The organism is Kitasatospora sp. GP30 (assembly GCF_029892145.1).
Classification (GTDB): domain Bacteria; phylum Actinomycetota; class Actinomycetes; order Streptomycetales; family Streptomycetaceae; genus Kitasatospora; species Kitasatospora acidiphila.
On sequence record NZ_JARZAH010000004.1, the window covers coordinates 152,544 to 176,773 of the forward strand.

At 72.6% G+C, this 24,230-nt stretch carries 17 protein-coding genes, 8 tRNA genes and 1 pseudogene; 11 read left to right on the plus strand and 15 right to left on the minus strand.

The annotated features are described in order from the left end of the window. The first annotated feature begins 63 nt into the window (after positions 1-63). The 3 genes from cobT (at position 64) to P3T35_RS08745 (ending at position 5,905) form a co-directional block, all read left to right on the plus strand. Positions 64-3,690, plus strand: coding sequence for a nicotinate-nucleotide--dimethylbenzimidazole phosphoribosyltransferase (gene cobT, locus P3T35_RS08735; protein WP_101383746.1), 3,627 nt, complete (start codon positions 64-66; stop codon positions 3,688-3,690). Between the two features lie 104 nt (positions 3,691-3,794). After that, positions 3,795-5,048 carry a uroporphyrinogen-III C-methyltransferase gene (cobA, locus tag P3T35_RS08740; RefSeq protein ID WP_101383747.1) on the plus strand — a complete coding sequence of 418 codons (1,254 nt, stop codon included), beginning with the start codon at positions 3,795-3,797 and terminating at the stop codon, positions 5,046-5,048. 44 nt (positions 5,049-5,092) lie between these two features. Continuing rightward, a complete protein-coding gene (locus P3T35_RS08745) occupies positions 5,093-5,905 on the plus strand; it encodes an RNA methyltransferase (protein ID WP_101383748.1) in 813 nt (270 codons plus the stop codon). 50 nt (positions 5,906-5,955) lie between these two features. Here P3T35_RS08745 and P3T35_RS08750 read toward each other — a convergent pair whose 3' ends face one another. The 10 genes and pseudogenes from P3T35_RS08750 to P3T35_RS08795 all read right to left on the minus strand — a co-directional run bounded on the left by P3T35_RS08750 (position 5,956) and on the right by P3T35_RS08795 (position 12,352). Continuing rightward, positions 5,956-7,713, minus strand: coding sequence for a TIGR03767 family metallophosphoesterase (locus tag P3T35_RS08750; RefSeq protein WP_101383749.1), 1,758 nt, complete (start codon positions 7,711-7,713; stop codon positions 5,956-5,958). Between the two features lie 132 nt (positions 7,714-7,845). After that, entirely contained in the window at positions 7,846-8,841 is a 996-nt protein-coding gene (locus tag P3T35_RS08755) for a hypothetical protein (RefSeq protein ID WP_143676992.1), read from the minus strand. Positions 8,842-8,871: 30 nt separating this feature from the next. Next, on the minus strand, positions 8,872-9,156 hold the full coding sequence (locus P3T35_RS08760) for a hypothetical protein (protein WP_143676993.1): 285 nt from the start codon (positions 9,154-9,156) through the stop codon (positions 8,872-8,874). A gap of 698 nt (positions 9,157-9,854) precedes the next feature. Next, a pseudogene (locus P3T35_RS08765) lies at positions 9,855-11,144 on the minus strand (protein kinase); the annotation flags it as partial. A gap of 553 nt (positions 11,145-11,697) precedes the next feature. Continuing rightward, positions 11,698-11,772: transfer RNA gene (locus P3T35_RS08770), tRNA-Val, on the minus strand. Positions 11,773-11,813: 41 nt separating this feature from the next. After that, a tRNA-Val gene (locus P3T35_RS08775) sits at positions 11,814-11,885 on the minus strand. Positions 11,886-11,925: 40 nt separating this feature from the next. Further along, positions 11,926-11,997, minus strand: a tRNA-Val gene (locus P3T35_RS08780). A gap of 38 nt (positions 11,998-12,035) precedes the next feature. Further along, a tRNA-Val gene (locus P3T35_RS08785) sits at positions 12,036-12,107 on the minus strand. Between the two features lie 29 nt (positions 12,108-12,136). After that, a tRNA-Cys gene (locus P3T35_RS08790) sits at positions 12,137-12,210 on the minus strand. A gap of 69 nt (positions 12,211-12,279) precedes the next feature. After that, positions 12,280-12,352 (minus strand) — tRNA-Gly (locus P3T35_RS08795). 224 nt (positions 12,353-12,576) lie between these two features. Between P3T35_RS08795 and P3T35_RS08800 the strand changes: the two genes are divergently transcribed. The 3 genes from P3T35_RS08800 to P3T35_RS08810 all read left to right on the plus strand — a co-directional run bounded on the left by P3T35_RS08800 (position 12,577) and on the right by P3T35_RS08810 (position 15,392). Beyond that, positions 12,577-13,605 (plus strand): chorismate-binding protein, encoded by a 1,029-nt coding sequence (locus tag P3T35_RS08800; RefSeq protein ID WP_101385475.1) that lies wholly within the window; start codon positions 12,577-12,579, stop codon positions 13,603-13,605. 46 nt (positions 13,606-13,651) lie between these two features. Further along, the gene (locus P3T35_RS08805; protein ID WP_101383753.1) at positions 13,652-14,473 is read left to right on the plus strand and encodes an aminodeoxychorismate lyase; all 822 of its coding nucleotides are present in this window, start codon (positions 13,652-13,654) and stop codon (positions 14,471-14,473) included. Positions 14,474-14,555: 82 nt separating this feature from the next. Continuing rightward, complete coding sequence (locus P3T35_RS08810) at positions 14,556-15,392, plus strand: GNAT family N-acetyltransferase (RefSeq protein WP_101383754.1); 837 nt, start codon at positions 14,556-14,558, stop codon at positions 15,390-15,392. Positions 15,393-15,507: 115 nt separating this feature from the next. Here the strand turns inward: P3T35_RS08810 and P3T35_RS08815 are convergent, their stop codons facing one another. After that, positions 15,508-15,996 (minus strand): DsbA family protein, encoded by a 489-nt coding sequence (locus tag P3T35_RS08815; protein WP_101383755.1) that lies wholly within the window; start codon positions 15,994-15,996, stop codon positions 15,508-15,510. 93 nt (positions 15,997-16,089) lie between these two features. On the opposite strand from P3T35_RS08815, the gene P3T35_RS08820 reads away from it, so the two are divergent. Beyond that, complete coding sequence (locus P3T35_RS08820; protein ID WP_101383756.1) at positions 16,090-16,560, plus strand: hypothetical protein; 471 nt, start codon at positions 16,090-16,092, stop codon at positions 16,558-16,560. Between the two features lie 34 nt (positions 16,561-16,594). Here the strand turns inward: P3T35_RS08820 and P3T35_RS08825 are convergent, their stop codons facing one another. Beyond that, a complete protein-coding gene (locus P3T35_RS08825) occupies positions 16,595-17,182 on the minus strand; it encodes a CGNR zinc finger domain-containing protein (protein ID WP_101383757.1) in 588 nt (195 codons plus the stop codon). Between the two features lie 360 nt (positions 17,183-17,542). Continuing rightward, positions 17,543-17,956: an SsgA family sporulation/cell division regulator gene (locus tag P3T35_RS08830; RefSeq protein WP_030056266.1), complete on the minus strand. Its 414-nt coding sequence runs from the start codon at positions 17,954-17,956 to the stop codon at positions 17,543-17,545. 371 nt (positions 17,957-18,327) lie between these two features. On the opposite strand from P3T35_RS08830, the gene P3T35_RS08835 reads away from it, so the two are divergent. Together P3T35_RS08835 and P3T35_RS08840 are read left to right on the plus strand one after the other, a co-directional pair. Continuing rightward, a tRNA-Val gene (locus tag P3T35_RS08835) sits at positions 18,328-18,399 on the plus strand. Positions 18,400-18,633: 234 nt separating this feature from the next. Continuing rightward, positions 18,634-18,705: transfer RNA gene (locus P3T35_RS08840), tRNA-Val, on the plus strand. Positions 18,706-18,794: 89 nt separating this feature from the next. On the opposite strand, the gene P3T35_RS08845 is transcribed toward P3T35_RS08840, so the two are convergent. Continuing rightward, positions 18,795-19,514 (minus strand): 3'-5' exonuclease, encoded by a 720-nt coding sequence (locus P3T35_RS08845; protein ID WP_101385476.1) that lies wholly within the window; start codon positions 19,512-19,514, stop codon positions 18,795-18,797. Between the two features lie 291 nt (positions 19,515-19,805). Between P3T35_RS08845 and thrS the strand changes: the two genes are divergently transcribed. Both thrS and P3T35_RS08855 read left to right on the plus strand, forming a co-directional pair. Beyond that, positions 19,806-21,785, plus strand: coding sequence for a threonine--tRNA ligase (gene thrS, locus P3T35_RS08850; RefSeq protein WP_101383758.1), 1,980 nt, complete (start codon positions 19,806-19,808; stop codon positions 21,783-21,785). 94 nt (positions 21,786-21,879) lie between these two features. Next, complete coding sequence (locus P3T35_RS08855; protein WP_101383759.1) at positions 21,880-22,443, plus strand: HIT domain-containing protein; 564 nt, start codon at positions 21,880-21,882, stop codon at positions 22,441-22,443. 63 nt (positions 22,444-22,506) lie between these two features. On the opposite strand, the gene P3T35_RS08860 is transcribed toward P3T35_RS08855, so the two are convergent. Beyond that, positions 22,507-24,153: a hypothetical protein gene (locus P3T35_RS08860; protein WP_101383760.1), complete on the minus strand. Its 1,647-nt coding sequence runs from the start codon at positions 24,151-24,153 to the stop codon at positions 22,507-22,509. Positions 24,154-24,230 lie beyond the last annotated feature (77 nt).

Below are 24,230 nucleotides of genomic sequence, written 5' to 3' on the forward strand. Positions count from 1 at the left end.
GGTGTGCCTCGGTCGGCGACCGGGTCGCCAAGGTCGCGGAAGCGGCCCGGAAGGAGTGTTGAGATGACCGACGGTGGTCACGTCCCCAGTGAGGGACGGCCGGAGCACCTGCTCCCCGAGACCGGAAACGATCCGGCGCAGGGAGGTGGCGGGTGGGGCGGCGACCTCGTCGGCCAGACGGCACCGGTGGGCGGACCCACCTACCACTTCATCGACCAGCCGGACGACGAAGAGGACGTGCTGCTGATGCCGGGGCCGCAGAGCGCCTGGGCCGACCCGGCGACCACGCCCGTCATGCCGCTCGGTGAGGCACTCACGCAGGCCGCGCCCGGCGGGTTCGCCGCGCCGGCCGGCTACCCGGGCGCCGAGCAGGTCGCGCCGGTGCCGGGCGAGCCGGTGCAGCAGGCGGCCGCCGGGATGCCGGTGGAGCCCTCCTGGCCGGCGGTGACCCCGCCCGGGTACGCCGAGGCGCCGGGCGGCGCGCCGGTGGCACCGGTCGTTCCGGTCGCCCCCGTTGCCGACGCGGCCGTGGCGCCCGCTCCGGTGCCGCCGCAGCCGGTGCCGGCCGCCATGCAGCAGCGGCGTCCGCTGCACGCTGGGCCGCCCATTCCGGACCCCTCGGTGATGACCGGTCAGGTGCCGGTCCGCTCGCTCGCCGACCGCGGGCCCTCCACGCCCGGCGGCGCGCCGGTGCACGAGGTGCCGGCCGCGCCACAGGCGGTGCCGCCCGTGGCAGGCGGCGTGGACACCACGCTGGTGCTGCCGGTGCAGCACGTGCCGGCCGAGCAGCCGGCTGCCGCGGTCGTGGACGAGTCGGCGGCCGGCGTGGCCGGTGCGCCCGCTGACGGTGCGTCAGTTGCTGCCGTTCCGGCTCCCGAGGCGGTTGCCGCGCCCGAGGCGGTCGCCGTGGTTGCCGCGCCCGAGGCCGTCGCCGAACCGGTCGCCGCCGAGACCGCCGTGCCGGTCGACGCCGCGCAGCCGGTTGCCGCTCCCATCGCGGAGGCCGCGGAGGTCGCGGCCGTCGAGCCGGCCGCTCAGGCCCAGGCCGCTGCCGAGGCCCAGCCGGTGGTTGAGGCGCAGCCCGCCGCCCAGGCCCAGGCCCAGGCCCAGCCGGCAGCCGAGGCCCAGCCGGTGACCGAGGCTCAGCCGGTGGCTGCCGCCGCCCCGACGGCCGAGGCGCAGGAAGCCCCCGTCGCGGCGGCCGCTGCCGCCACCCCGGCCCCCGTCGCGGCGGCCGCTGCCGCCACCCCGGCCCCCGTCGCGGCGGCCGCTGCCGCCACCCCGGCCCCCGCCCAGGAGGCCGCCGTCGAGCAGTCGACCACCGCCCCGGAAGCCGCCGTCCAGCCGGCTGCCGTGCCGCAGCCCGCCCCGGGCACCCCGCGCCGGATCGCCGCGTTCCTCGCAGACCCGGCCCCGCTCGGCCTCGCCGCCGTCGACCAGCCCGTTGCGGAGCAGCCGGTCGCGGACCAGCCCGCCGAACCGCAGGCCCAGACCGTGCAGCCCGCTGCCGTGGCGGACCAGCCGGCCGAGGCCCAGGCCGCCGAGCCGCAGCCCGCCGAGGCCGAGGCCCAGCCCGTCGAGCCGCAGCCCGCCGAGACCCCGGACACCCCCGAGGCGACCGCCGAGCCGCAGCCGGCTGCCGAGCAGCCCGCCGCCGACCCGGCCGCCCCCGCCGCCCCGCAGGACCCGCAGGCGGACGTCGCGCCCCCGCAGGACCGGCAGGCCGCCACCGGAGCCGAGCCCGCCACGGACCCCGCAGGGGAGCCCGCGCCGGAGCCCGCCGCAGCCGCAGCGGAGCCCGCCACCGAGCCCGCCCCCGCCGCCTCGATAGCGCCCGCCGCCCCCGAAGCCCCGGCACCCGACGCCGCCCCGGCGGCGGAGGCGGCCCAGGAGCCGACCGAGCCCGAGCAGCCCGCCGAGCCCGAGACCCCGCGCGCCCCTGCGGCCCCCGCCTACGACGACGCCATGCGCGAGGCCGTCCACCAGGTGATGCGCGAGCGCCGCGACATCCGCAACGGCTTCCGCCCCGACCCGGTCCCCCACGAGGTGCTGCTCCGCGTCCTGGAGGCCGCCCACACCGCCCCCAGCGTCGGCTACTCCCAGCCCTGGGACTTCGTGGTGATCCGCTCCTCGGAGACCCGCCGCAAGATGCACGCGCTGGCCGAGAGGCAGCGCGAGGCGTTCGCCGACTCGCTGCCCAAGGCCCGCGCCAAGCAGTTCAAGGAAATCAAGATCGAGGCCATCCTCGACACGCCGGTGAACATCGTGGTCACCGCCGACCGCACCCGCGGCGGCCGGCACACCCTGGGCCGGCACACCCAGCCCCAGATGGCCCCCTACTCGGCCGCCCTCGCCGTCGAGAACCTGTGGCTGGCGGCTCGCGCCGAGGGCCTCGGCGTGGGCTGGGTGAGCTTCTTCGACGAGGAGGAGATGGTCCGCGAGCTCGGTCTGCCCGAGCACCTGGACGTCGTCGCCTACCTCTGCATCGGCTACGTCGACGCGTTCCCCGACGAGCCCGAGCTGCAGCAGCAGGGCTGGGCCAAGAAGCGCCCGCTCTCCTGGGTGGTGCACGAGGAGCAGTACGGCAACCGCGCGCTGCCCGGCGAGGAGCCGCACAGTGTGCTCTCCGAGGCGCTGCGCACCATCCGCCCGCTGGACGCCAAGGCGCTCGGCGAGGCCTGGGACCGGCAGAAGCGGATGACCAAGCCGGCCGGTTCGCTCGGCATGCTGGAGATCATCTCCGCGCAGCTGTCCGGCCTGTCCCGCAAGTGCCCGCCGCCGATCCCCGAGCCCGGCTGCGTGGCGATCTTCGCGGGCGACCACGGTGTGCACGCCCAGGGCGTCACCCCCTGGCCGCAGGAAGTCACCGGTCAGATGGTGGCCAACTTCCTGGCCGGGGGAGCGGTGGTCAACTCCTTCGCGGCCCAGGTCGGCGCCGAGGTCTGCGTGGTCGACGTGGGCGTCAAGGCCGAGCTGCCGGAGGCGATCCAGCAGGGCCGCACCACCGGCCTGCTGCCGCGCAAGGTCAAGCCGGGCACCGACGACATGACCCAGGGCCCGGCGATGAGCCGGGACGAGGCGCTCAAGGCGCTGGAGGTCGGCATCGAGACCGCCCGCGACCTGGTCGCGGCCGGCAACAAGATCCTGATCACCGGTGACATGGGCATCGCCAACACCACCGCCTCGGCCGCGCTGATCTCCGTCTTCACCGGCACCGACCCGGTCGAGGTCACCGGCCGCGGCACCGGCATCGACGACGAGACCCACGCCCGCAAGGTCGACGTGATCCGCCGCGCCCTGGAGCTGCACCAGCCCGACCCGGCCGACCCGATCGGCGTCCTGGCCGCCGTCGGCGGTCTGGAGCACGCGGCGATCGCCGGCTTCCTGCTCGGCGCCGCCTCGCTGCGCACCCCGGTGATCCTGGACGGCGTCATCGCCGGCTCGGCGGCCCTGGTCGCCAAGGCGATCGCCCCCGAGGTGCTGGCCGCCTGCATCGCCGGGCACCGCTCCGCCGAGCCCGGCCACCAGGCGGCCCTCGCCAAGCTCGGCCTGCGCCCGCTGATCGACCTCGATCTGCGGCTCGGCGAGGGGACCGGCGCCCTGCTGGCCCTTCCGCTGGTGCAAAGTGCCGCCAGGGCGATGCACGATGTAGCCACCTTCGACTCCGCCGGGGTCACCGAGAAGGGCTGACGCTCGTCCGTCAACCCGCTGTTGGTCCCGTACCGGCCCGAGGGCGCGCCGGTACGGGACCCTGCTCTACCCGAAACGCCCCCAGCCCCCCAGGAGCACCCCTCATGAACGCGCCCAGCCCGCACCCGAGCACCGCCGGCCTCACGCCGTACCCGGTCGGCCTGCTGCTCACCGGCCGCCGGGTCGTCGTGGTCGGCGGCGGCCAGGTCGCCCAGCGCCGCCTGCCCGCCCTGATAGCCGCCGGCGCCGACGTCCACCTGGTCTCGCCGAGCACCAGCCCCGCCGTGCAGGCGATGGCCGACGCCGGGGAGATCACCTGGCACCGCCGCGGCTACCAGTCCGGCGACCTCGCCGACGCCTGGTACGTGCTGGTCGCCAGCTCCGACCCGGAGGTCAACGAGGCGGTCAGCGCCGAGGCCGAGGCGGCCCGGATCTTCTGCTCCCGCAGCGACGACGCCGCCGCGGCCACCGCCTGGACCCCGGCCAGCGGCCAGGACGACGCCGGCACCACCGTCGCGGTGCTCACCGGCGACCCCCGGCACTCCGCCGCGCTGCGCAACGCCATCGTCGAGGGGCTGCGGGACGGCAGCCTGTCGGCCCGCCAGTACCGCCACCGGGCCCCCGGGGTGGCACTGGTCGGCGGCGGCCCCGGCGACCCCGACCTGATCACCGTGCGCGGCCGCCGCCTGCTAGCCGACGCCGATGTGGTGGTCGCCGACCGCCTCGCCCCGCGCGAACTGCTCGCCGAGCTGCCCCCGCACGTCGAGGTGATCGACGCCGCCAAGATCCCCTACGGCCGGCAGATGGCCCAGGAGGCGATCAACCGGGCCCTGGTCGAGCACGCCAAGGCCGGCAAGTTCGTGGTCCGCCTCAAGGGCGGCGACCCGTACGTCTTCGGGCGCGGCGGCGAGGAGCTGCTCGCCTGCGTCGAGGCCGGGATCCCGGTCACCGTGGTGCCGGGCATCTCCAGCTCGATCAGCGTCCCGGCGGCGGTCGGCATCCCGGTCACCCACCGCGGGCTGACCCAGGAGTTCACCGTGATCTCCGGGCACGTGGCGCCCGAGGACCCGCGCTCGCTGGTCAACTGGGACGCCGCCGCTGGGCTCGGCGGCACCCTGGTCCTGCTGATGGCGGTCGAGCGGATCGGTGCCATCGCCGCCAAGCTGGTGGCCGCCGGCCGGTCCGCCGACACCCCCGTCGCCGTGGTCCAGGAGGGCACCACCGCGGCCCAGCGCCGGGTCGACGCCACCCTGGGCACGGTCGCCGAGACCGTCGTCGCCGAGGGCATCCGCCCGCCGGCGGTGATCGTGATCGGCGAGGTCGTACGGATCCTCGACCCCGCCTCCCAGACCCGCTGAAAGCCCGGACCGACCGAAAGCCCGCGACCGACCGAAAGCCCGTCATGTCCCAGCCCGACACCGTCACCGATCCCGCCGACCCCCGGCTCGCCGACTACACCGGCCTGACCGACGTCGAGCTGCGCCGCCGCCGCGAGCCCGCCGAGGGCCTGTTCATCGCCGAGGGCGAGAAGGTCATCCGGCGGGCCCTGGCGGCCGGCTACCAGATGCGGTCGATGCTGCTCACCCCCAAGTGGCTGACCGTGATGGCGGACGTCATCGCCGAGGCCGACGCGCCGGTGCAGGTGGTGGAGCCGGCCCTGGCCGAACAGGTCACCGGCTACCACGTGCACCGCGGCGCGCTCGCCTCGATGGCCCGCGAGCCGCTGCCGGCCGCGGCCGAGCTGCTGGCCGGCGCTCGGCGGGTCGCCGTGTTCGAGGACATCGTCGACCACGCCAACATCGGGGCCGCCTTCAGGAACGCGGCCGCCCTCGGCGTCGACGCGGTGCTGCTCACCCCGCGCTGTGCCGACCCGTTCTACCGGCGGTCCGTGAAGGTCTCGATGGGTGCGGTCTTCCAGGTGCCGTGGACCAGGCTGGAGTCCTGGCCCGGGAGCATCGAGACCTTCCGCTCGGCGGGCTTCACGGTGGCCGCGCTCTGCCTCAGCGAGCGGGCGATCACCCTCGACGAACTGGCCGCGCGCGATGACGAGCGGCTCGCCCTGGTCTTCGGCACCGAGGGCGACGGCATCGCAGACGGGACCCTCGCGGCGGTCGACGCGCACGTCCGCATCCCGATGGACGCCGGCGTCGACTCCCTCAACGTTGCGGCCGCGTCAGCCGTGGCCTTCTACGCGACCCGGCCGCGCGTCAGCTGACGGCCGCCGGCGGCGGTGCATCCCCGCCGCCGGCGGAACCCGGCGGTTCGTCAGCGACTCGGCTTGGCCAGCAGCAGCTCGGTGTTGTGGTCGAGCGGAGTGCCGATCTTGGCAGCCGGCTTGGCGAACGGGTCGTTGTAGGACAGCTCGCGGTAGAGCGCGGCCAGGTTGGCGTCCGAGGTGTCGTCGAAGCTCGTCGCATAGGGGGCGGCGGACTCGATCAGCGTGGTGAAGAGCGAGATGGTGCCGTCGCCGTTGTCGGCGAGCTCGATGACCCGGGCGTGCTGCGGGAAGTCGATGTGCGAAGCCGTGTTGACCTCCCAGAACGACCGCTCGGGCACGGCGTGGCCGTGCGCGGTGATCTGGTTCATGTGGGTGTGGCCGTTCACCCAGGCGACCACGTTCGGATAGCGCTGGAGCAGCGCGACCAGCTCGCTGCCGTTGTGGCGCCCGTCGAAGATGTTGCGCGGGTCGGGCAGCAGGTTGCCCATGGTGGTGCTGGTGTGGTGGCTGAAGACCATGATGTAGTCGCCGCCCGCCCCGCCGCGCACCACGTTGCCGTCGGTGTCGTACCAGTGGCCGCTGTGCGCCTGCAACTGCTGCTCCAGCCAGTGCAGTTGGGCGGTGCCGATCGAACCGTCCGCCCACCCGGCCATGTTGGTGGTGTCCACGCTGATGCCGACCACCCCGTCCGCGATCGGGAAGGTGTAGTAGAGGTCGCCGCTGGCGGCGGCATCGGCGGTGAAGCCGTGACCGAACGGGCCCGGGCCGGTGACGGCGGGGTCGAGGTGGGCCTGCGCGAAGCTCTTGGGCGTGAACGGCTTGCGCCGGTCGTCCGGGGTGACCTGGCGCACCAGGCTGGCGTCGCCCAGCAGTTGGCCGATCTTCAGCAGCGCGCCCGCCGGGTCGGTCTTGAACAGGGCGAAGATCTGGGCCGCGTCCGCCGCGTTGACGCCTTCGAGCTTGCGGTTGCCGGTGTAGACGTCGTTGAGCAGCCCGAGGTCGGGCAGGGTGCCCACGATGCTGTCGTCGTGGTTGCCGACCGTCGTGTACCACGGCGTCGTCAGACCGGGGGCGCGGAAGGTGCGGCCGGCGGCCGTCAGGAACCCCGGGAGCTGCGGGAATCCGGCCTGCTTGTAGGTGTCCTGGAAGGCCAGCTCGGGGTTCCAGTAGGCGGGGTCGCCGGAGTTCTGCACGCCCTCGTAGCGGTTGGGGTCACCGCTGTTCGGGGTGATCGGGCCGCCGCTCATCACCGACAGGTACCAGTCCAGCTCGATCTGCTCGTGGTTGTCGGTGTTGTCGCCGGTGGTCACCACCAGGTTGAACGGCATGCCGGTGTACGGGCCGGAGCCGAGCGCGTTGACCCGCTCGACCAGCGCCGAGGCGCCGCGCACGGTCAGCGTCTCCTGCGGGCGGCACGCGGCGTCGTCCAGGTGGCCCAGGTACTCGAAGCGCATCGGCGACTCGGTATCAGTCAGGTGCATGTCAGTGAACTGGACGAAGCTGGCCAGCGCGGTGCGGCGGTCGTCCCGGCCGGACTGCGCGGCGGCGAGCTCGCCGCGCACCACCAGCGGCCAGCCGGGGCCGGCCGCCAGCCGCTGGTAGCCGGCCGCGCCGCCGCTGGGGGTGGCCACCTGCTCCAGGGTCGTGCCACCGACCCGCACGGCCCGGCGGGCGCTCAGCGCGAGCGCCCGGTCGAGGCCGGCGGCCGAAGCGAAGGGGCTGCCCGCCAGGGACAGCGCCGCCCCGGCGGAGAGGCCGGCCAGGCCCGTCCTACGCAGGAACTGGCGGCGGTTGATCGAGGACATGGAGTTCCCTTTCGGTTGGCCGGTGTTCCGCTGATCGGGCTGCCCGGATGTTACGCGCCAGTACAATCGCCGGAACAGTGCTCCGGGCGAACATCGCGCCAACAGAAAGTGACGGACACTCATATTCAGCCGTCAGTCGGCCCGTTCGCGCTCCTGGGACCAATCCGTCCAGGCTTCGACCCAGAGCCCGTACAGCCAGTCGAAGTCCGCGTCGGCGGCCCGCTGCTGGGCCGACCAGTACTGCTCCCAGAGCAGTTGAGCCGGCTCGCTGGCCACTGGCTGACCCAGCACCAGATGACGCAGCAACTCCTCCACGGCCGCCGCCCGCGGCCCGTCCGGCGCACTGAACCAGGGCACCGACTGCCGCAGTTCGGTGATCTGGTTGACCATCGAGTAGACCAGGTACTTGGCCCGGACCGGGCCGCAGCGCAGCACCCCCTCCAACTCGGCCACCGCCCGCCGACCCAGCGCGCCGTAGGACCCGGCGGCATCCGGGCCGCCCGGCACGAAGGACTCCAGGAAGACCCGCACTGCCGCGATCCCGTGGGCCGGCGCCAACTCCGGCTCCGGCAGCGCCGACCGCGCCGAGCAGAGCTGCGCCAGCAACCGGTCGCGCTCGACCACGTACGGGAGCAGGTCGCCCACCGGCCCCAGCTCCACGTCCGCCGGGTCGACGCCCCGACCGAGCACCGTGACCGCCTGCCCGTCGACCGCCAGCCGCAGCGCCCAGACGTCGCCCAGCACGCACAACTCGCCCTGCGCTATTCGCCCGTGGACCGGCTCGGCTTCGGCCGGCCCACCCGACCACTCCAGCAGCACGCCCAGCAGATCGGCTGGCTCGCCGGCGCTGCCCGGCGGGCCGGTGTCGACCCGGACATATGGGGGCACCTCCCAGCCGAAGGCCGGGGGAGGCTCCGCGGCATCGCTGCACCAGCCGTACGACAGGGACACCATGGTCGTCCGGCCGTTGAAGGCCTCCCAGGCGCCCAGGATCGCGGGCACCACGACCGGGCGCCGCAGTCCGTGCACCGGATAGGGCGGGCTCTCGGCGAACTCGCGCAACTGCCGCTGGCTTTCGGCGCGGTGCCGGTCGGGGTTGGCTGCTGGGTCGGGCGGGATCCGTTCCATGCCGCAGAGTGTGCCACCCATGACTGACAGTCAGAAGATGTCGGGCCGGCAGTCGCGCAGCACCACCGGCGGCAGCCGCGCCAACCGGCTGGGATCGGTGACCACGTCATAGGCCGCCACCCTCCCCTCGGCGACCCCGGCGCGCAGCGCGGGCAGCAGCGGCCCGTACGCCACCACCACCACGCCCACCAGCGCGAGCGCCCCGAACCCGGACCGCCGCCCCCGCGCCGCCGGCTCCCCACCGCGCAGCTCGACGGGGACCCCGGCGGGCCTGGTGGGTGCGTCCGCCCGGCGCACAACCCCGAGCGCCGACACCTCAAGAGGTGCGGCCGGTCTGACTAGCCGGCGGCGGTGTCGGTCTAGGGCGCGGAGCTGGGCGAGCCCAGCCCGGTGCCGCCTGAGATCCCGGCGCCGGGCCAGGACTCCTCCAGCGAGCCGTCGCCGCGCACCGCATACCGCGTGGTGGCCGTGGCGCCGGTCTGGGGCACCCGCTCCTCCCGCACCAGCGCGCCCTCCTCCAGCCGCCAGGTGGCCGTCGAGGACGGGTCGGCGGTCGAGGTGCGGGCCGTGGCCAGCGTCGGCGTGTCGCCGTTGAAGGTGAACAGCTCCACTAGGTCGACCGGCACCGAGCCCTCGGTCCGCCGCAGCACCACTGCCTCGGCGGGCGCCCCCCGGTAGCGGGCCGGCATCACGGCCGTCAGGCCGACCGCCGGCTGGCCCGTCGACTGCCCGCTCTGCAATTGGATCGCGGGGCCGCCTGCCGGGTCCGGGTAGCTGCGGTTCGGCCAGTCCGCCACCGGCACCGGTCCGCCGGCCGGTCCGAAACCGCCCGGCAGCGGGCTGCTCGGGCTCCCGGTGCCGCCGCCGGTCCGCGCGAGCGGCGCCGCACCCGGCGCCGACGGCTGCGCGCCGTCCGCCGACAGCCCGATGGCCGGGGCCGCGCCACCCGCCGGAGCTGAACCGGCCGACGCGCCGGACGACGCGGTCCGGGCCGTGCTCACCACCGGCGGCGGCAGCCCTCGCGCATGCCGGTTCTGGCAGCCCTGTGCGGCGGCGATCGCCAGCGCCACCCCGATGGTCACCGTGATGAAGACGACCAGGCGCTGCCGCAGCAGCCGCCGCCGCGCCGCCGGTCCGCGACCGGGCGGCGGGGTGTGCTGGCGATCCCGCGCCGGGGCCGGCCGGGCGGCGCCCTCGGGACGCGGCCGGGCCAGCCGCGCGGTCACCTCGGCACCGGCCGGGCGCTGCGGCCGCGGACCCGGCGCCGGGCGGCCCTGCGCGGCCGACGGGCCCGGGCCGGGCCCCGGCTGCGAGCGCGCGAACCGCGGCCGGCCCAGCGCACGGGCTTCCTCCGACTCCCGGGCCACCCGCTCCGCCCGCGCGGCCTCCCGCGCCGCCGCCTCGGCGGGCGTCAGGCCCTGCTCGCGGGGGCGCGGTGCGGGCGTCGGCACCGGCGAGGCGCCGCGGGCCCGGCCGCCGCCCCCCGCACGGGCCGCCAGCTCGCTCAGCCGCTCGTGCAGATGCGCCGCGCCGGGGCGGTCCAGCGGCTCCTTGGCCAGGCAGGCGCGCAGCAGGGGGGCCAGCACGGGCGGGACCTCGGACAGGTCCGGCTCCTCGTGCACCACCCGGTAGAGCATCACTTCCGACGAGGCGCCCGAGCCGAACGGCGTGTCACCGGTGAGCGCGTAGGCCAGCGTCGCCCCGAAGGCGAACACGTCGGTGGCCGGGGTGACCGCGGCGCCGCGCACCTGCTCGGGCGCCAGGAACCCGGGGGAGCCGACCGCGGTGCCGACGTGGGTGAGCGTGCTGGCGCCGCGCGACCAGGCGATGCCGAAGTCGATGATCCGCGGACCCTTGGGGGAGAGCAGGATGTTGGACGGCTTCAGATCCCGGTGCACCACCCCGGCCTCGTGCACCTTGACCAGGCCGTCGGCCAGTGCGGCACCGATCCGGGCCACCTCCGGCCAGGCCAGCGGGCCCTCGTCGCCCACCCGCTTGTAGAGCGACGGGCCGGGCACATAGGCGGTGGCCAGCCACGGGCGGTCCGCCTCGATGTCCGAGCCGACCACCCGCGCGGTGGCGCCGGCCCGGATCCGGGAGGCGGCCGCGACCTCGCGGGCGAACCGGGTGCGGAACTCGGCGTCCTCGGCGAGCTCGGCCCGGATCAGCTTCAGTGCCACCCGCTGGCCCTTGCGGTCCGATCCCAGGTACACGACACCCATCCCGCCGGCGCCGAGTCGCCGGTGCAGGCGGTACGGGCCGACGATGCGGGGGTCCTCACGCCTCAGCCGCATCATGCCCATGTCTGTCCCGTCGGCCCGTCAGGTGGGCAACCCGTGAGAAGGGCCCCGGGTGTTGGGGCATCGTCAGTTCCTGCAGGGCACAGCTTACGGAACGTCGGCTGCGGTGTGCTGATACGCAACACCGAGCCGCCTATGGGATTGTCCGACTCCCCGCATCAGGGTTGTCCCTCAGGGGCACCGCGGCGGGCCGTCCGTCCTGAGACGTAGTCCCCAGGTGTGATCGTCATCCTCGCGGATGCCTTCAGGACGAGACCGAGGCATGACGCCACCGAGCGTGCCCGGCCCTACCGTTGACCCCAGGGACAGCGACCGGCCGGACGGCGGCCGCTGTGAGGAGGGCACCGGCTCCCAGGGGACAGGGAGCGGGTGCCGGCCGGAGGCAGGCGCCGCATGGGGACACTCCCCGGCCGGGCGGCAGGGTGCCGGGCTCCGGCGGCCACGAGTGCCGTGGTCGGACGTCGGTGAGGGCGCCCGACCACGGCACCGTCGGCAGACCCGGAGTCCCCCGTGCAACGCCGAAGGCCGGACCCGCAGTGCGGATCCGGCCTCTGGTTGGTGCGCGATACTGGGATTGAACCAGTGACCCCTACCGTGTCAAGGTAGTGCTCTCCCGCTGAGCTAATCGCGCCAGTTGGGACGTTGTGCACGTCACCCTGAGTCGAGTGACCGTGCGCGATACTGGGATTGAACCAGTGACCCCTACCGTGTCAAGGTAGTGCTCTCCCGCTGAGCTAATCGCGCCTGTCCAACTGTGCTGCACGTCATCGCAGGTGGATGACCGTGCGCGATACTGGGATTGAACCAGTGACCCCTACCGTGTCAAGGTAGTGCTCTCCCGCTGAGCTAATCGCGCCTGTTCAACTGTCCAGCCCAACCCCGGGCCGGCGTCGGTGCGCGATACTGGGATTGAACCAGTGACCCCTACCGTGTCAAGGTAGTGCTCTCCCGCTGAGCTAATCGCGCGGGCAGTCACTCGGCGAACCGAGGACTGTTGGAGGTGGAGACGGGATTTGAACCCGTGTACACGGCTTTGCAGGCCGTTGCCTCGCCTCTCGGCCACTCCACCAGGCAACGCGGTTCAGCCGAACCGCAGCTGAACCATATCAGGAAGAACGATCTTGCTGTTCCTCCGTCGAGCGGACGACGAGATTCGAACTCGCGACCCTCACCTTGGCAAGGTGATGCTCTACCAACTGAGCCACGTCCGCCTGTCTTCCAGGACCTTCGCCGCTTTTCTGCGGCTCCGTTTCCCGGCGACGTGTTGAACTTTAGCGGAAACCTCGGCCAGCTCAAATTCCGTTCCCGCAGCGTGCCGCCCACCTCACCGTTCCAGGCCTGGTCACCGCCCTAGACTTCGAATCACCCCCACCCCCCACCCGCCCGCAGGAGCACCGTGTCCCACGCCAGTCTCCCGATCGGTCCCGACCAGCCGATGGCCCGCTTCGGCGGTCGGCTCGCCACCGGACTCCTCGAGGTCAGCCACGACCCCGCGGCCCTGGACACCGAGGGCTGGTGGGCCGTCTCCCATGACTTCGAGGGCCGCCTGACCTGCGCCCGCTTCGCCGAGGTGCGCCCCGACCCGGTGCCCGCGCCCGCCGGCCCGCGCTGGCAGGGCCCGCACCCGGACAGCTGGCACAGCTCGCTGGACCGCGCCGCCTACACCGCCGGAGTCCGCCGGATCCGCGAACACATCGCGGCCGGCGAGGTCTACCAGGCCAACCTGTGCCGGGTGCTCAGCGCGCCGCTGCCCGACCCCGACCCGGCGCACAGCGACATCGACGCCCTCACCGCCCTGCTCGCCCTCGGCAACCCGGCCCCCTATGCCGGAACGATTCGCCTCCCCGAGCACGGCATCGAGATCGCCACCGCCTCCCCGGAGCTCTACTTGCAGCGCACCGGCCGGACCGTCTCCTCAGGCCCGATCAAGGGCACCGGCCGCACCGAGCACGACCTGCTCGAAAAGGACCACGCCGAGAACGTGATGATCGTGGACCTGGTCCGCAACGACCTCGGCCGGGCCTGCGCCACTGGCAGCATCACGGTGCCCGACCTCTGCGTGGTCGAGAAGCACCCCGGGCTGGTGCACCTGGTCTCCACCGTGGAGGGCACCCTGCGCGACGGCGCCGGCTGGCCCGAACTGCTCGCCGCCAGCTTCCCGCCCGGCTCGGTCACCGGTGCCCCCAAGTCCAGTGCGCTGCGCATCATCGACGCCCTGGAGACTGCCCCGCGCGGCCCCTACTGCGGTGCCGTCGGCTGGGTCGACGCCGACCGGCAGCGGGCCGAACTCGCGGTCGGCATCCGCACGTTCTGGATGGACCGGGCCGATCCGGCGGGCCCGTCGCTGCGCTTCGGCACCGGTGCCGGCATCACCTGGGGCTCCGACCCCGAACGCGAATGGGACGAGACGGAGCTCAAGGCCGCCCGGTTGGTCGCGATAGCGTCTGGGCAGCACGTGGAGTAGGCCCCGGCGGGGCCGCTCCACCCCACTCTTGCGTGAGGAGTGATCCATGATCTGGCTCAATGGCGAGCTGGTCGACGAGAGCCGCGCCGAGATCTCCGTCCTCGACCACGGGCTGACCGTCGGCGACGGCGTATTCGAGACCGTGAAGACCGTGCGCGGCCAGACCTTCGCCCTCACCCGCCACCTCGAACGGCTGGTCCGGTCGGCGACGGGCCTCGGCCTGCCCGCGCCCGACCTCGCTGCGGTGCGCAAGGGCTGCGAGGCGCTCACCGCCGCCCACCCGCTGCCGCTCGGCCGCCTGCGGATCACCTACACCGGCGGCCTGGGCCCGCTCGGCTCCGACCGCGGCGACGCCCCGCCCACCCTGGTCATCGCACAGAGCGCGGTCGCCGCGCGGCCCGACACCACCGCGGTCGCCACCGTCCCCTGGACCCGCAACGAGCACAGCGCGGTGGCCGGCCTCAAGACCACCTCGTACGCCGAGAACGTCATCGCGCTCGCCGCCGCCCACCGTGCCGGCGCCTCCGAGGCGCTCTTCGCCAACACCGCGGGCCGACTCTGCGAGGGCACCGGCTCCAACGTCTTCGTGGTCCTGGACGGCAAGCTGCTCACACCGCCGCTCGCCTCCGGCTGCCTGGCCGGCATCACCCGCGCCCTGGTCGTCGACTGGTGCGGCGCGGCGGAGACCGAGCTGCCCTTCGACGTGCTCGACCGCGCGGAGGAGGTCTTCCTGACCTCCTCGCTGCGCGACGTGCAGGCCGTCACCCGGGTCGACGGACGCCAACTCGGCGACGCCCCAGGCCCGATCACCGCGCGCGCCATGGCGACCTTCACCGCCCGCGCCGCCGAGGACCCGGACCCGCGCTAGCCGCACCGCGCCGGTTCGCTGCCGCACGGCACCGGTCGGCCGCCATCGTTAGCCGCCGCAAGCGGCGGGGAAGGGGGAGGACGTGACCACCACGCTGCGTCCCGATGGACCGGAAGCCGGCCTGCCCGACGGCGGGCGCACCCGGCGCTGGCAAGTCTGCGTCAACGGACGGCCGGTCGGCTCGGTGGTGACCGCCGACAGCCGCTACGACAGCTTCCGGGTCGGCCGGATCGAGGCGCTGGAGATCACCGAGGGACTGCGGCGCGGGCGGGGGACCGTCGCCGCGCTCGCCGCCGAGGAGGTGCTGCGCGGCTGGGGCTGCACCCGGGTCGAGATCTCGGTGCCCGTCGAGTCGGCAGGCGGCCAGGCCCTGGCCGTGGCGCTCGGCTACACCGAGACCAGTCACAAGCTTGGCAAAGCCTTGGGTGAACTCCCGCCCAGCAGACCGGGTTTGACGCTCCGTCCGATTGGTGAGGGGGAGTTCCGCGACTGGCTGGACGGGATCAACGAGGACTACCGCACCCAGTTGGTGCGGGTCGGCATGACGGATCGTCAGGCCGCCGAACGGGTCGCCGTCGACGACGCCAGGCTGCTCCCCGGGGGCCACCGCACCCCGGGCATGGTCCTGAGCCGGCTGCTCGCCCACGGGGAGCCGGTCGGCAGCATCTGGGTCGCCCTGGGCGACCGGCGGCAGCCGGACGGCCGCCCGCGCGGCTGGGTGATGAACCTCGAAGTCGCCCCGAACCGCCGGGGTCACGGTTACGGGCGCGAGCTGATGCTCGCCGCGGAACGGCAGTGCCTGGCCGCCGGGGTTCGGGAGCTCGGCCTCAATGTGTACGTCGCCAATGAGGTGGCGAGGCGGCTGTACGCGTCGCTGGGATTCCGGCTGACCAAGCGGGACTTCGCCAAGTCACTGTGAGTCAGGGCTGGGATTGAGCAAGCGCTTAGTCGGTCGCCAGAGGCAGCTACTGACTAAGCGCTTGCTCAACGCTCAACGCCGCTCAACGCTTATTGAAGGCGCGCAGCCCCGCTGCTCACCCCTCCAGCAGCGCGACGATCTCCTCCAGCAGCCCGTCCTGGCTCTTGCCGCCGTCCAGACGCTTGCCGGCCACCACATACGTCGGCGTACCCGTCACGCCGATCGCCTTGCCCTCGGCCTGGTCCGCGTCCACCACGAGCATGTGGCGGCCGTCGATCAACGCGAGGTCGACCTCCTCGGCGTCCAGACCGAGCTCGGCGGCCACCTCCACCAGCAGCTCAGGTCCGCGCCGGTCCAGCTCCGCCACCCGCGCCAGCACCGCCTCGACGTACTCCCAGCCCTTGCCCTGGGCGAACGCCTCCTCGGCCGCCTCGGCCGCCGGGTAGGCATGCTTGTGCTTCTCCAGGGGAAAGTGCCGCAGCGTGATGGTCAGCGCGTCACCGAAGCGGTCCCGCAGGGCACGGACATCGTCGAGCGCGGTGCGGCAGTCCGGGCACTGGAGCTCGCACCAGAACTCCACCGGGGGGAGGGAACCTTCGATCATGCGCCCAGTGTTCCACTAAGGGATAGCCCGCACCGACACCAGCTTCGGAGGAGCCATGTCCAGCACCATTCACGGCACCGGCCAGGACCGGCCATGCTGAGCGGCACCCTCTGCTTCCTGCTCACCGCGGTCGGCCTGGTGATCGCCGGCCTGCACGGCTGGCACCGCCGGTGGCGCACCGCGGTCCGCTGGGCGGCCGCCGCCCTGGTGCCCGCAGGCCTCTACCTGACCGATCTCATCCCGGTCGGTAGCGCGATCGGCCGAGCCCTCGGCAACTGGGCCACCAAGCTGGTGCTCGACCTGGGCGTCTGGATGGGCATCGGCCTGCTGGGCCTGGCCGCGCTGCTGCTGGCGGCCACCGGCGTCGGCCGCAAGCCCGACCGCGACAAGGGCGACGACAGCGGCAGCGGTCGCCGCAAGGGCGCCGCCAAGCCCGCGTCGCCGGCCGCGGGCGCCGGCGCCCCGCGCCCGTCCGTCGGCTCGGCCCGCCCCGGCAAGAGCGCGACCGAGGAACTGGGCGACTTCTCCGACATCGAGGAGATCCTGCGCAAGCGCGGAATCTAGTCCCGCACCCCGAGCCCGCCGAGCGCCCGCCCGGTCACGCCCCCACCGGCACGCCCTGGTCCTCCGCATCGGCCGCCGACCGCTGCCGTGCCCGGTAGGCGGCCACGTGCATCCGGTTGCCGCAGGTCCGGCTGTCGCAGTACCGGCGCGAGCGGTTGCGCGACAGGTCCACGAAGACCCGCGCGCAGTCCGGCGCCTCGCAGCGCCGCAGCCGCTCCCGCTCGCCGGCCATCAGGATCAGCCCCAGCGCCATGCCCAGCTCGGCCGCCAGGTGGTCGGCCAGCGCCGCGTGCGGGGCGAAGTAGTGCATGTGCCAGCCGTGGCCGTCGTGATTGGTCAGGCGCGGCGTCGCGTTCACGGCCGCGACCAGGCTGTTCACCAGCTCGGCGGCGGCCTCGGTGGACGGCGCGGTGAAGACCTCCCGCAGCTGCCCGCGCAGCCGCTGCACGGCCGTCACGTCGTCCGGCCCCACCGCGTCCAGCTCACCGATGTCGCAGCGCACCACGAACGCGTCGACGGCGGCCACATCCGGCAACTGCTCCTCGCCGGCCACCTCCGGTGCGGTGTTCAGCAACTCGACGAGGATGCCGAGGGCGCACTCGGTGTCATGGGTGATCAGCACGTGGGAACTCCTCGCGTGCACCGGGGGGCGGTCGGACCCGCCCACTGGGGGTACCGCCCGGCCGAAGACTGGGGGGCGGTCATCACCGCGGAACAATACCGGGCTGCGCCCCGCAGACGCCGGAAGGCGCCCGGAGCCGCCGCCACCGCTGCGCCACAGTGGGCGGGCGGGGCGTGGCACCGGGCGCCGGTTGCCTGGTGAGGCCGGTGGAGCGATTGGCTCAGCGCACACCGCGGTCGGTACGTGCGGGTGTGGTGCACGCACGGGCTGCGTCGGTGTGCGCGGTCGAGTCGATGGCCGTGCCCCCGAGTAGGACGGCCATCGACTGGTATCGAGCGGGCCCAGGGATGCCCTCGGGCGTCAGCTCTCAGCGAGGATGTGCGACAGCTCCCGGTCCAGATCGAAGTGGCGATGTTCGGTGCCGGGCGGCACGGCGGCGTCGGTGCGCTTGAGGAACGATTCAAGCGCCCGGGCGGGTGCTTCCAGCAGGGCTTCTCCCTCGGGAGAGCTCAGCGCGATGCAGACGACCCCTTGCCCGTGGCTACGGGACGGCCACACCCGGACGTCTCCGGTCCCGGTGGGTCGGTGCAGCCCCTCCGCGAGGAGGTCGCGGGCGAACACCCACTCCACGGTCTCGTCGGCACCGGTGTGGAAGGTGGCGTGCACGGCATAGGGGTCGGCGGTGTCGTAGCGCAGGCCCGCGGGGACGGGCAGTGAGGACTCGCTCGACACGATGAGGCGCAGGTGCAGCTCGCAGCTGACCGTGGTGTTCATAAGCGCCATGGCCTTTCGCTCAGTGTGCGCTCGGGGAATCGCACGTCGGCGAACGGACCATCCCACCTCCGGCGGCGATGTAAACCCGTCTGTCCCGATTCGGGGCCCGCCCGTAACTCGTCCGGCGCATTGTCCAAAGCCCCGGAACGGCCGGACAAAGCCGGGAACGGCCGGGCAATGCCTCCGGAACGGCGGACCGGGCCGATATCGGGGGTGACGCATCGTGTTGCCGGACGCTCCGGGGCAGTGATCGACGATCATGGCCGGGCGGTGAGCTGTGCAGGTCGGGCTGGTGGCGGGTCGCCCGGGAGGAGGAGCGGAGAGCTGGTTCGGAGCACCCCTCGGGATGCGGTAATGTTTTCTCTGCACCCGGGCGATTAGCTCAGCGGGAGAGCACTTCGTTCACACCGAAGGGGTCACTGGTTCGATCCCAGTATCGCCCACCGGATTGCACAGCAAGGCGTAGGACCCTGGTATTTCGACCAGGGTCCTACGCTTTTTCCGGTTCCGCACAAGGGCACTTTTGAGAGGTGCCGTCCGCATCACCGGCTCCGGTTCGAACTGAGTAGCCGTCACCGGGCCGCGCCGACAAGGATGCTGTCGGGGCGTCGGGCCGCCCAAGATCAACCGGTTTGCGGGAGGCCTCGGGGAAGGTGCTATTGTTCTTCTCGTTGCCCGGGCGATTAGCTCAGCGGGAGAGCACTTCGTTCACACCGAAGGGGTCACTGGTTCGATCCCAGTATCGCCCACCGGACAACATCGGGCCCAACTGCCAAAGCAGTTGGGCCCGATGTGTTTGATGACGGCCGGTCAGCCGGCCGGACTCAGGCGGCCGGACTCAGGCGGCCGGGCGCAGCGGCCAGGAGCGGTCCACCTGCTCATGGGCGCCGGACCGGTCGAACCAGTCCTGCAGCCCGCGGGCCTGCGCCGCGTGCCAGACGGTCTGCCGCAGGTGCAGCTCGGCGGGGGAGAACCGGCCGAGCGCGGTGCGGTGCCGCTCGCCCAGCGCCCGGACCAGTTGCAGGGCGGCCCAGGCGTCCGCGCCCGCGTCATGCGCGCCCTCCAGCACCACCCCGTAGTGCGCGCACAGGTCGGTGAGGGTGCGGCGGCCCCGGCGGTAGCGGTCGACGTGCTTGTCCAGCACCCGCGGGTCGACCACCAGCAGCTCGGCGCCGGCCAGTCGCGCGGCCAGCGTGCTCTGCTGGTGGCGCCGCAACTCCCGGTCGAGCAGCGTCAGATCGTAGGGCGCGTTCATCACCACCAGCGGCACACCGGCCCGGGCCTGGGCGGCCAGCGCGCCCGCTATCTCCGCTATCACCTGCTGCGGCGGGCGCCCGTGCGCCCGCACCTGATCGTCGGTGATGCCGTGCACCGCCCGGGCGCCGTCGGGGATCGGGACTCCCGGATCGGCCAGCCAGGTCAGCCGCTCGACCGGGGCGCCGGGCGCGGACTGCAGCAGCAGGGCGGCGGAGACGATCCGGTCCCGCTCCACGTCCACGCCGGTGGTCTCGGTGTCGAAGGAGGCGAGCGGACCTTCGTACCACTCTGAGTTCTGCATGATGACCACCCCTCACATCCCCTGGGAGTAGCCCCGGATGCTCCCGCGTGCACCGCTGACGGTCCGTCGGTTCGCGGTGCGGGTTCCCAGCAGGTGATACCCCGGGGCAGTACCGGCTCAATCCCGCGTTGACCAGCCTGTTCGGGAAGTCGACCCCGGTGCCCGGCCCGCGTCGGGCAGCCCGGCGGGGGACCGTGGGGCAGGGTGCACGGTGGGACCGGTCGGATCGGTACCATCGGGGGCAAGCAGCAGCAGCTGCGGCCATCAGATCCAGCACGTCAGGAGAGACCGGTGACGGACGTCCGGGTAATCATCAACCGCGAACCCGATCGGGAAGAGCGCGTGGTGACCACGGGCACTACCGCCGCCGAGCTGTTCGCCGACAACCGCAGCGTGATCGCCGCCCGGGTGGCCGGGGCCCTCAAGGACCTCAGCTACCAGCTCCAGGACGGCGACGAGGTCGAGCCGGTCGAGATCGCCAGCCCGGACGGCCTGAACATCCTGCGCCACTCGACCGCCCATGTGATGGCCCAGGCCGTGCAGGAGATCTTCCCGGAGGCCAAGCTCGGCATCGGTCCGCCGATCAAGGACGGCTTCTACTACGACTTCGACGTCGAGAAGCCGTTCCACCCCGATGACCTGAAGGCCATCGAGAAGCGGATGCAGGAGATCATCAAGAAGGGCCAGAAGTTCTCCCGCCGCGTCGTCACCGACGAGGCGGCCCGCGAGGAGCTGGCCAAGGAGCCGTACAAGCTGGAGCTGATCGGCCTCAAGGGCTCCGCGGCCACCGCCGGCGAGGGTGCCGACGTCGAGGTGGGCAGCGGCGAGCTGACCATCTACGACAACCTGGACGCCAAGACCGGCGACACCTGCTGGGGCGACCTCTGCCGCGGCCCGCACCTGCCCAGCACCCGGATGATCCCGGCGTTCAAGATCATGCGCTCGGCGGGCGCCTATTGGCGCGGCAGCGAGAAGAACCCGATGCTGCAGCGCATCTACGGCACCGCCTGGCCGACCAAGGACGAGCTGAAGGCCCACCTGGAGTTCCTGGAGGAGGCCGCCAAGCGCGACCACCGCAAGCTGGGCACCGAGCTCGACCTCTTCTCCATCCCCGAGGAGATCGGCTCCGGTCTGGCCGTCTTCCACCCCAAGGGCGGCGTGATGCGCCGGGCCATGGAGGACTACTCGCGCAAGCGGCACGAGGAGGCGGGCTACGAGTTCGTCTACACCCCGCACGCGACCAAGGGCACCCTGTTCGAGCTCTCCGGTCACCTGGACTGGTACGCCGACGGCATGTACCCGCCCATGCAGCTCGACGGCGAGAACGACTACTACCTCAAGCCGATGAACTGCCCGATGCACAACCTGATCTTCCGCTCGCGCGGTCGGTCGTACCGCGAACTGCCGCTGCGGCTCTTCGAGTTCGGCACGGTCTACCGGTACGAGAAGTCGGGTGTGGTGCACGGCCTGACCCGTGCCCGCGGCTTCACCCAGGACGACGCGCACATCTACTGCACCAAGGAGCAGATGGCCGGCGAGCTGGACTCGCTGCTCACCTTCGTGCTGGACCTGCTGCGCGACTACGGCCTGACCGACTTCTACCTGGAGCTCTCCACCAAGGACCCGGAGAAGTTCATCGGCAGCGACGAGGAGTGGGAAGAGGCCACCGAGACGCTGCGCAAGGCGGCCGAGAAGCAGAACCTCGAGCTCGTGCTGGACGAGGCCGGTGCCGCGTTCTACGGCCCGAAGATCTCGGTGCAGGCGCGGGACGCGATCGGCCGCACCTGGCAGATGTCCACCATCCAGGTCGACTTCCAGCTGCCGCAGCGCTTCGACCTGGAGTTCCAGGGCGCGGACGGCAACCGCCAGCGTCCGGTGATGATCCACCGCGCGCTGTTCGGCTCGATCGAGCGGTTCTTCGCCGTGCTGCTGGAGCACTACGCGGGTGCGATGCCGCCGTGGCTGGCCCCGGTCACCGTGGTCGGCATCCCGATCACCGACGAGCACGTGCCGTACCTCCAGGAGGTCGCGGCGGAGCTGAAGAAGCACGGCATCCGGGTCGAGGTGGACGCCTCGGACGACCGGATGCAGAAGAAGATCAGGAACGCCCAGAAGGCCAAGGTCCCGTTCATGCTGATCGCGGGCAACGACGACGTCGAGGCCGGCGCGGTGAGCTTCCGCTACCGCAACGGTGAGCAGAAGAACGGCGTGCCGACGGCCGAGGCCGTCGCGGAGATCGTGGACGCGGTGCAGCGCCGGATCCAGGTCTGAACGGTCCAGTACCGAGTCGAGTACTGAGGTGCGGGGCCGGGCTTCCTTTCCGGGAGTCCGGCCCATGCCTGTCTGTCCGGTGCTCCGGACGAATATGCTGATCAGCATGACGAGTGAGCCGGTACTGCAGCAGGGAGTCGGGGAGCCGGACGGCTTCCGGCGTTTGTGGACCCCCCATCGGATGGCGTACATCCAGGGCGAGAACAAGCCGACCGGGCCCGCCCCGGACGACGGCTGCCCGTTCTGCACGATCCCCTCGCTGAGCGACGAGGACGGGCTGATCATCACCCGCGGCCAGCACGTCTTCGCGGTGCTCAACCTGTACCCGTACAACGGCGGCCACCTGATGGTGGTCCCGTACCGGCACGTGGCCGACTACACCGAGCTGACCGACGAGGAGACCGTCGAGCTGGCGGCGCTCACCAAGCAGGCGATGACCGCGCTGCGGGCGGCCTCGGGTGCCCACGGGTTCAACATCGGCATGAACCAGGGCGGGGCGGCCGGCGCCGGGATCGCCGCGCACCTGCACCAGCACGTGGTGCCGCGCTGGGGCGGGGACACCAACTTCATGCCGGTGGTCGGCCACACCAAGGTGCTGCCGCAGCTGCTCGCCGACACCCGCAAGATGCTGGCCGAGGCCTGGCCGCAGCAGGCCTGAGACGCCGAGCCGAAGGGCCAGCTCCGAGGAGCGGGCCCTTCGGCTTGCCCACCTGGCGGACCGTCACCAGGCGTTGTACTCATCCGACTTGAACGGACGGGCGCCCTGCATCTCGGCCTTGACGATCAGGCCGCGGTTGGTGAAGCGGTCGACGTTGATGTCGTGGTCCGCCAGGAACTCCATGGTGGCGGTCTGCACCGCGCTGACCACGGGACTGGCGATCCGCATCGAGTCGTCGGCCATGAACCGGTTGTCCCAGGCCGTGCCGACCCACGCGGTGCGCAGGCCGAACGGCTCCGGGAGCTTCAAGGTGCCGCCGAGCCAGTTGAGCAGCCCGGGGGCCCACAGGAACGGCGCCCGCAGCGCTTGGCGGACCACCTCGATGTTGTCCACCAGCGGGAGTTGGACGGTGCGTTCCTCCCAGAACTTGCCGGGCTTGGGCACCGACTTCTCCCTCGCCTTGGGCTTGTCGCCGAACGGGCCCTTGAGCGGACCCAGGGTGTGTCCGGCGACCGAGACGCGCAGGGTGTTGGCGAGCACGGTGACGGTGACAGTGACGCTGACCACCAACTGGCCGTTGTTGAGCACGAACTGGGTGCCGAGGTAGTGGCGCAGCCCGGCCTTGCCGAAGTCCTGCTGGTTGGCGATGGTGACCACGGCGTGGTCGCGCATCCGGGGGCCGTCCATGTCGGGGCCGCCTGGGCGGCTGATCTCGTCGGCGCCCGCTCCGATGGACTGGATCACCCACTGCTCCACCGAGGCGCCCGGCACGGCGCCGTTGGCGACATGGCTGCGCCCCATGGTGCCGTTGATCCGGTCGGTGATCTTCTTGACCAGGTCCCAGGTGTGGAAGGTGCGGAACTCCTCGAAGCCCTCGGCGGGCTTGAGGTCCTCGACCATCTCCCAGGAGCCCCAGCGGCGGCCGAGGCCGAGTATGCCCTTGACCCCGGCGTAGTGCAGGACGTTGGTGTCCTGCTCCATCATCAGCTGGGTGAGGCCCTGCTTGAGCGCGGTGGCCTTCTTGTCGTTCTCGCTCTTGGGGACGGCGGTGGGTAGCACGGCAGCACTGAGGTTGCCGTCGAGCACGTCGGCCCAGCGGGCCCGCAGGTCCTTGACCGACCTGATCACGATCTGCTTGGCGATGAACCAGCCGGCGATCGGGGCGAGCATGACGATGCGGGTGTAGAGCCCCCAGAACCCGTTGAACGGCGGCTTCCAGGCGAGGAACAGGGTGAGTGCGGCCGGGATCAGCCAGATCAGCGGGCCGAACACCTTGTCCCACTTGCCGTTCTGGGTCCGCCGGCGCAGCTCGTAGCAGGCCAGCCAGATCACCGTGCCGGGCAGGAAGAGCAGGCCGAAGACCAGCGTGACCAGCATCAGCTGCTTGTCCCGGGCGGCGCGCAACTCCTCGGCGGCGAGGCAGTGTTCGACCACCATCCGGGGCTCGGTGCCGAACGCGGGCACCAGTGCCTTGCGCTTGGCACCGAGGGTGCGCGTGATGATGGCCTTGCTCCAGGCCTCGCCGAGATTCGGCCGGAAGAGGTCGTGCCAGCCGGTCTTCCTGCTGACGCCCTCCACCTTTTCGATGAACTCGTCCAGCTCGGTGTCGCGGTAGGCAACCGACGAGAGCGCCTGGGTGACCGCGCTCTGCGGCCCGGCGCCGTCCGTAAGGGGTATCTGTGCCCCCGGAGTCATGTCGAGCTTTGCCATGGCAGCCTCCCCTCCCTCCGTGTCAGCGGCAGGTTACCGTGCTCGTGGGCCCTTGCGGCGATGATCGTCTGAAGTAC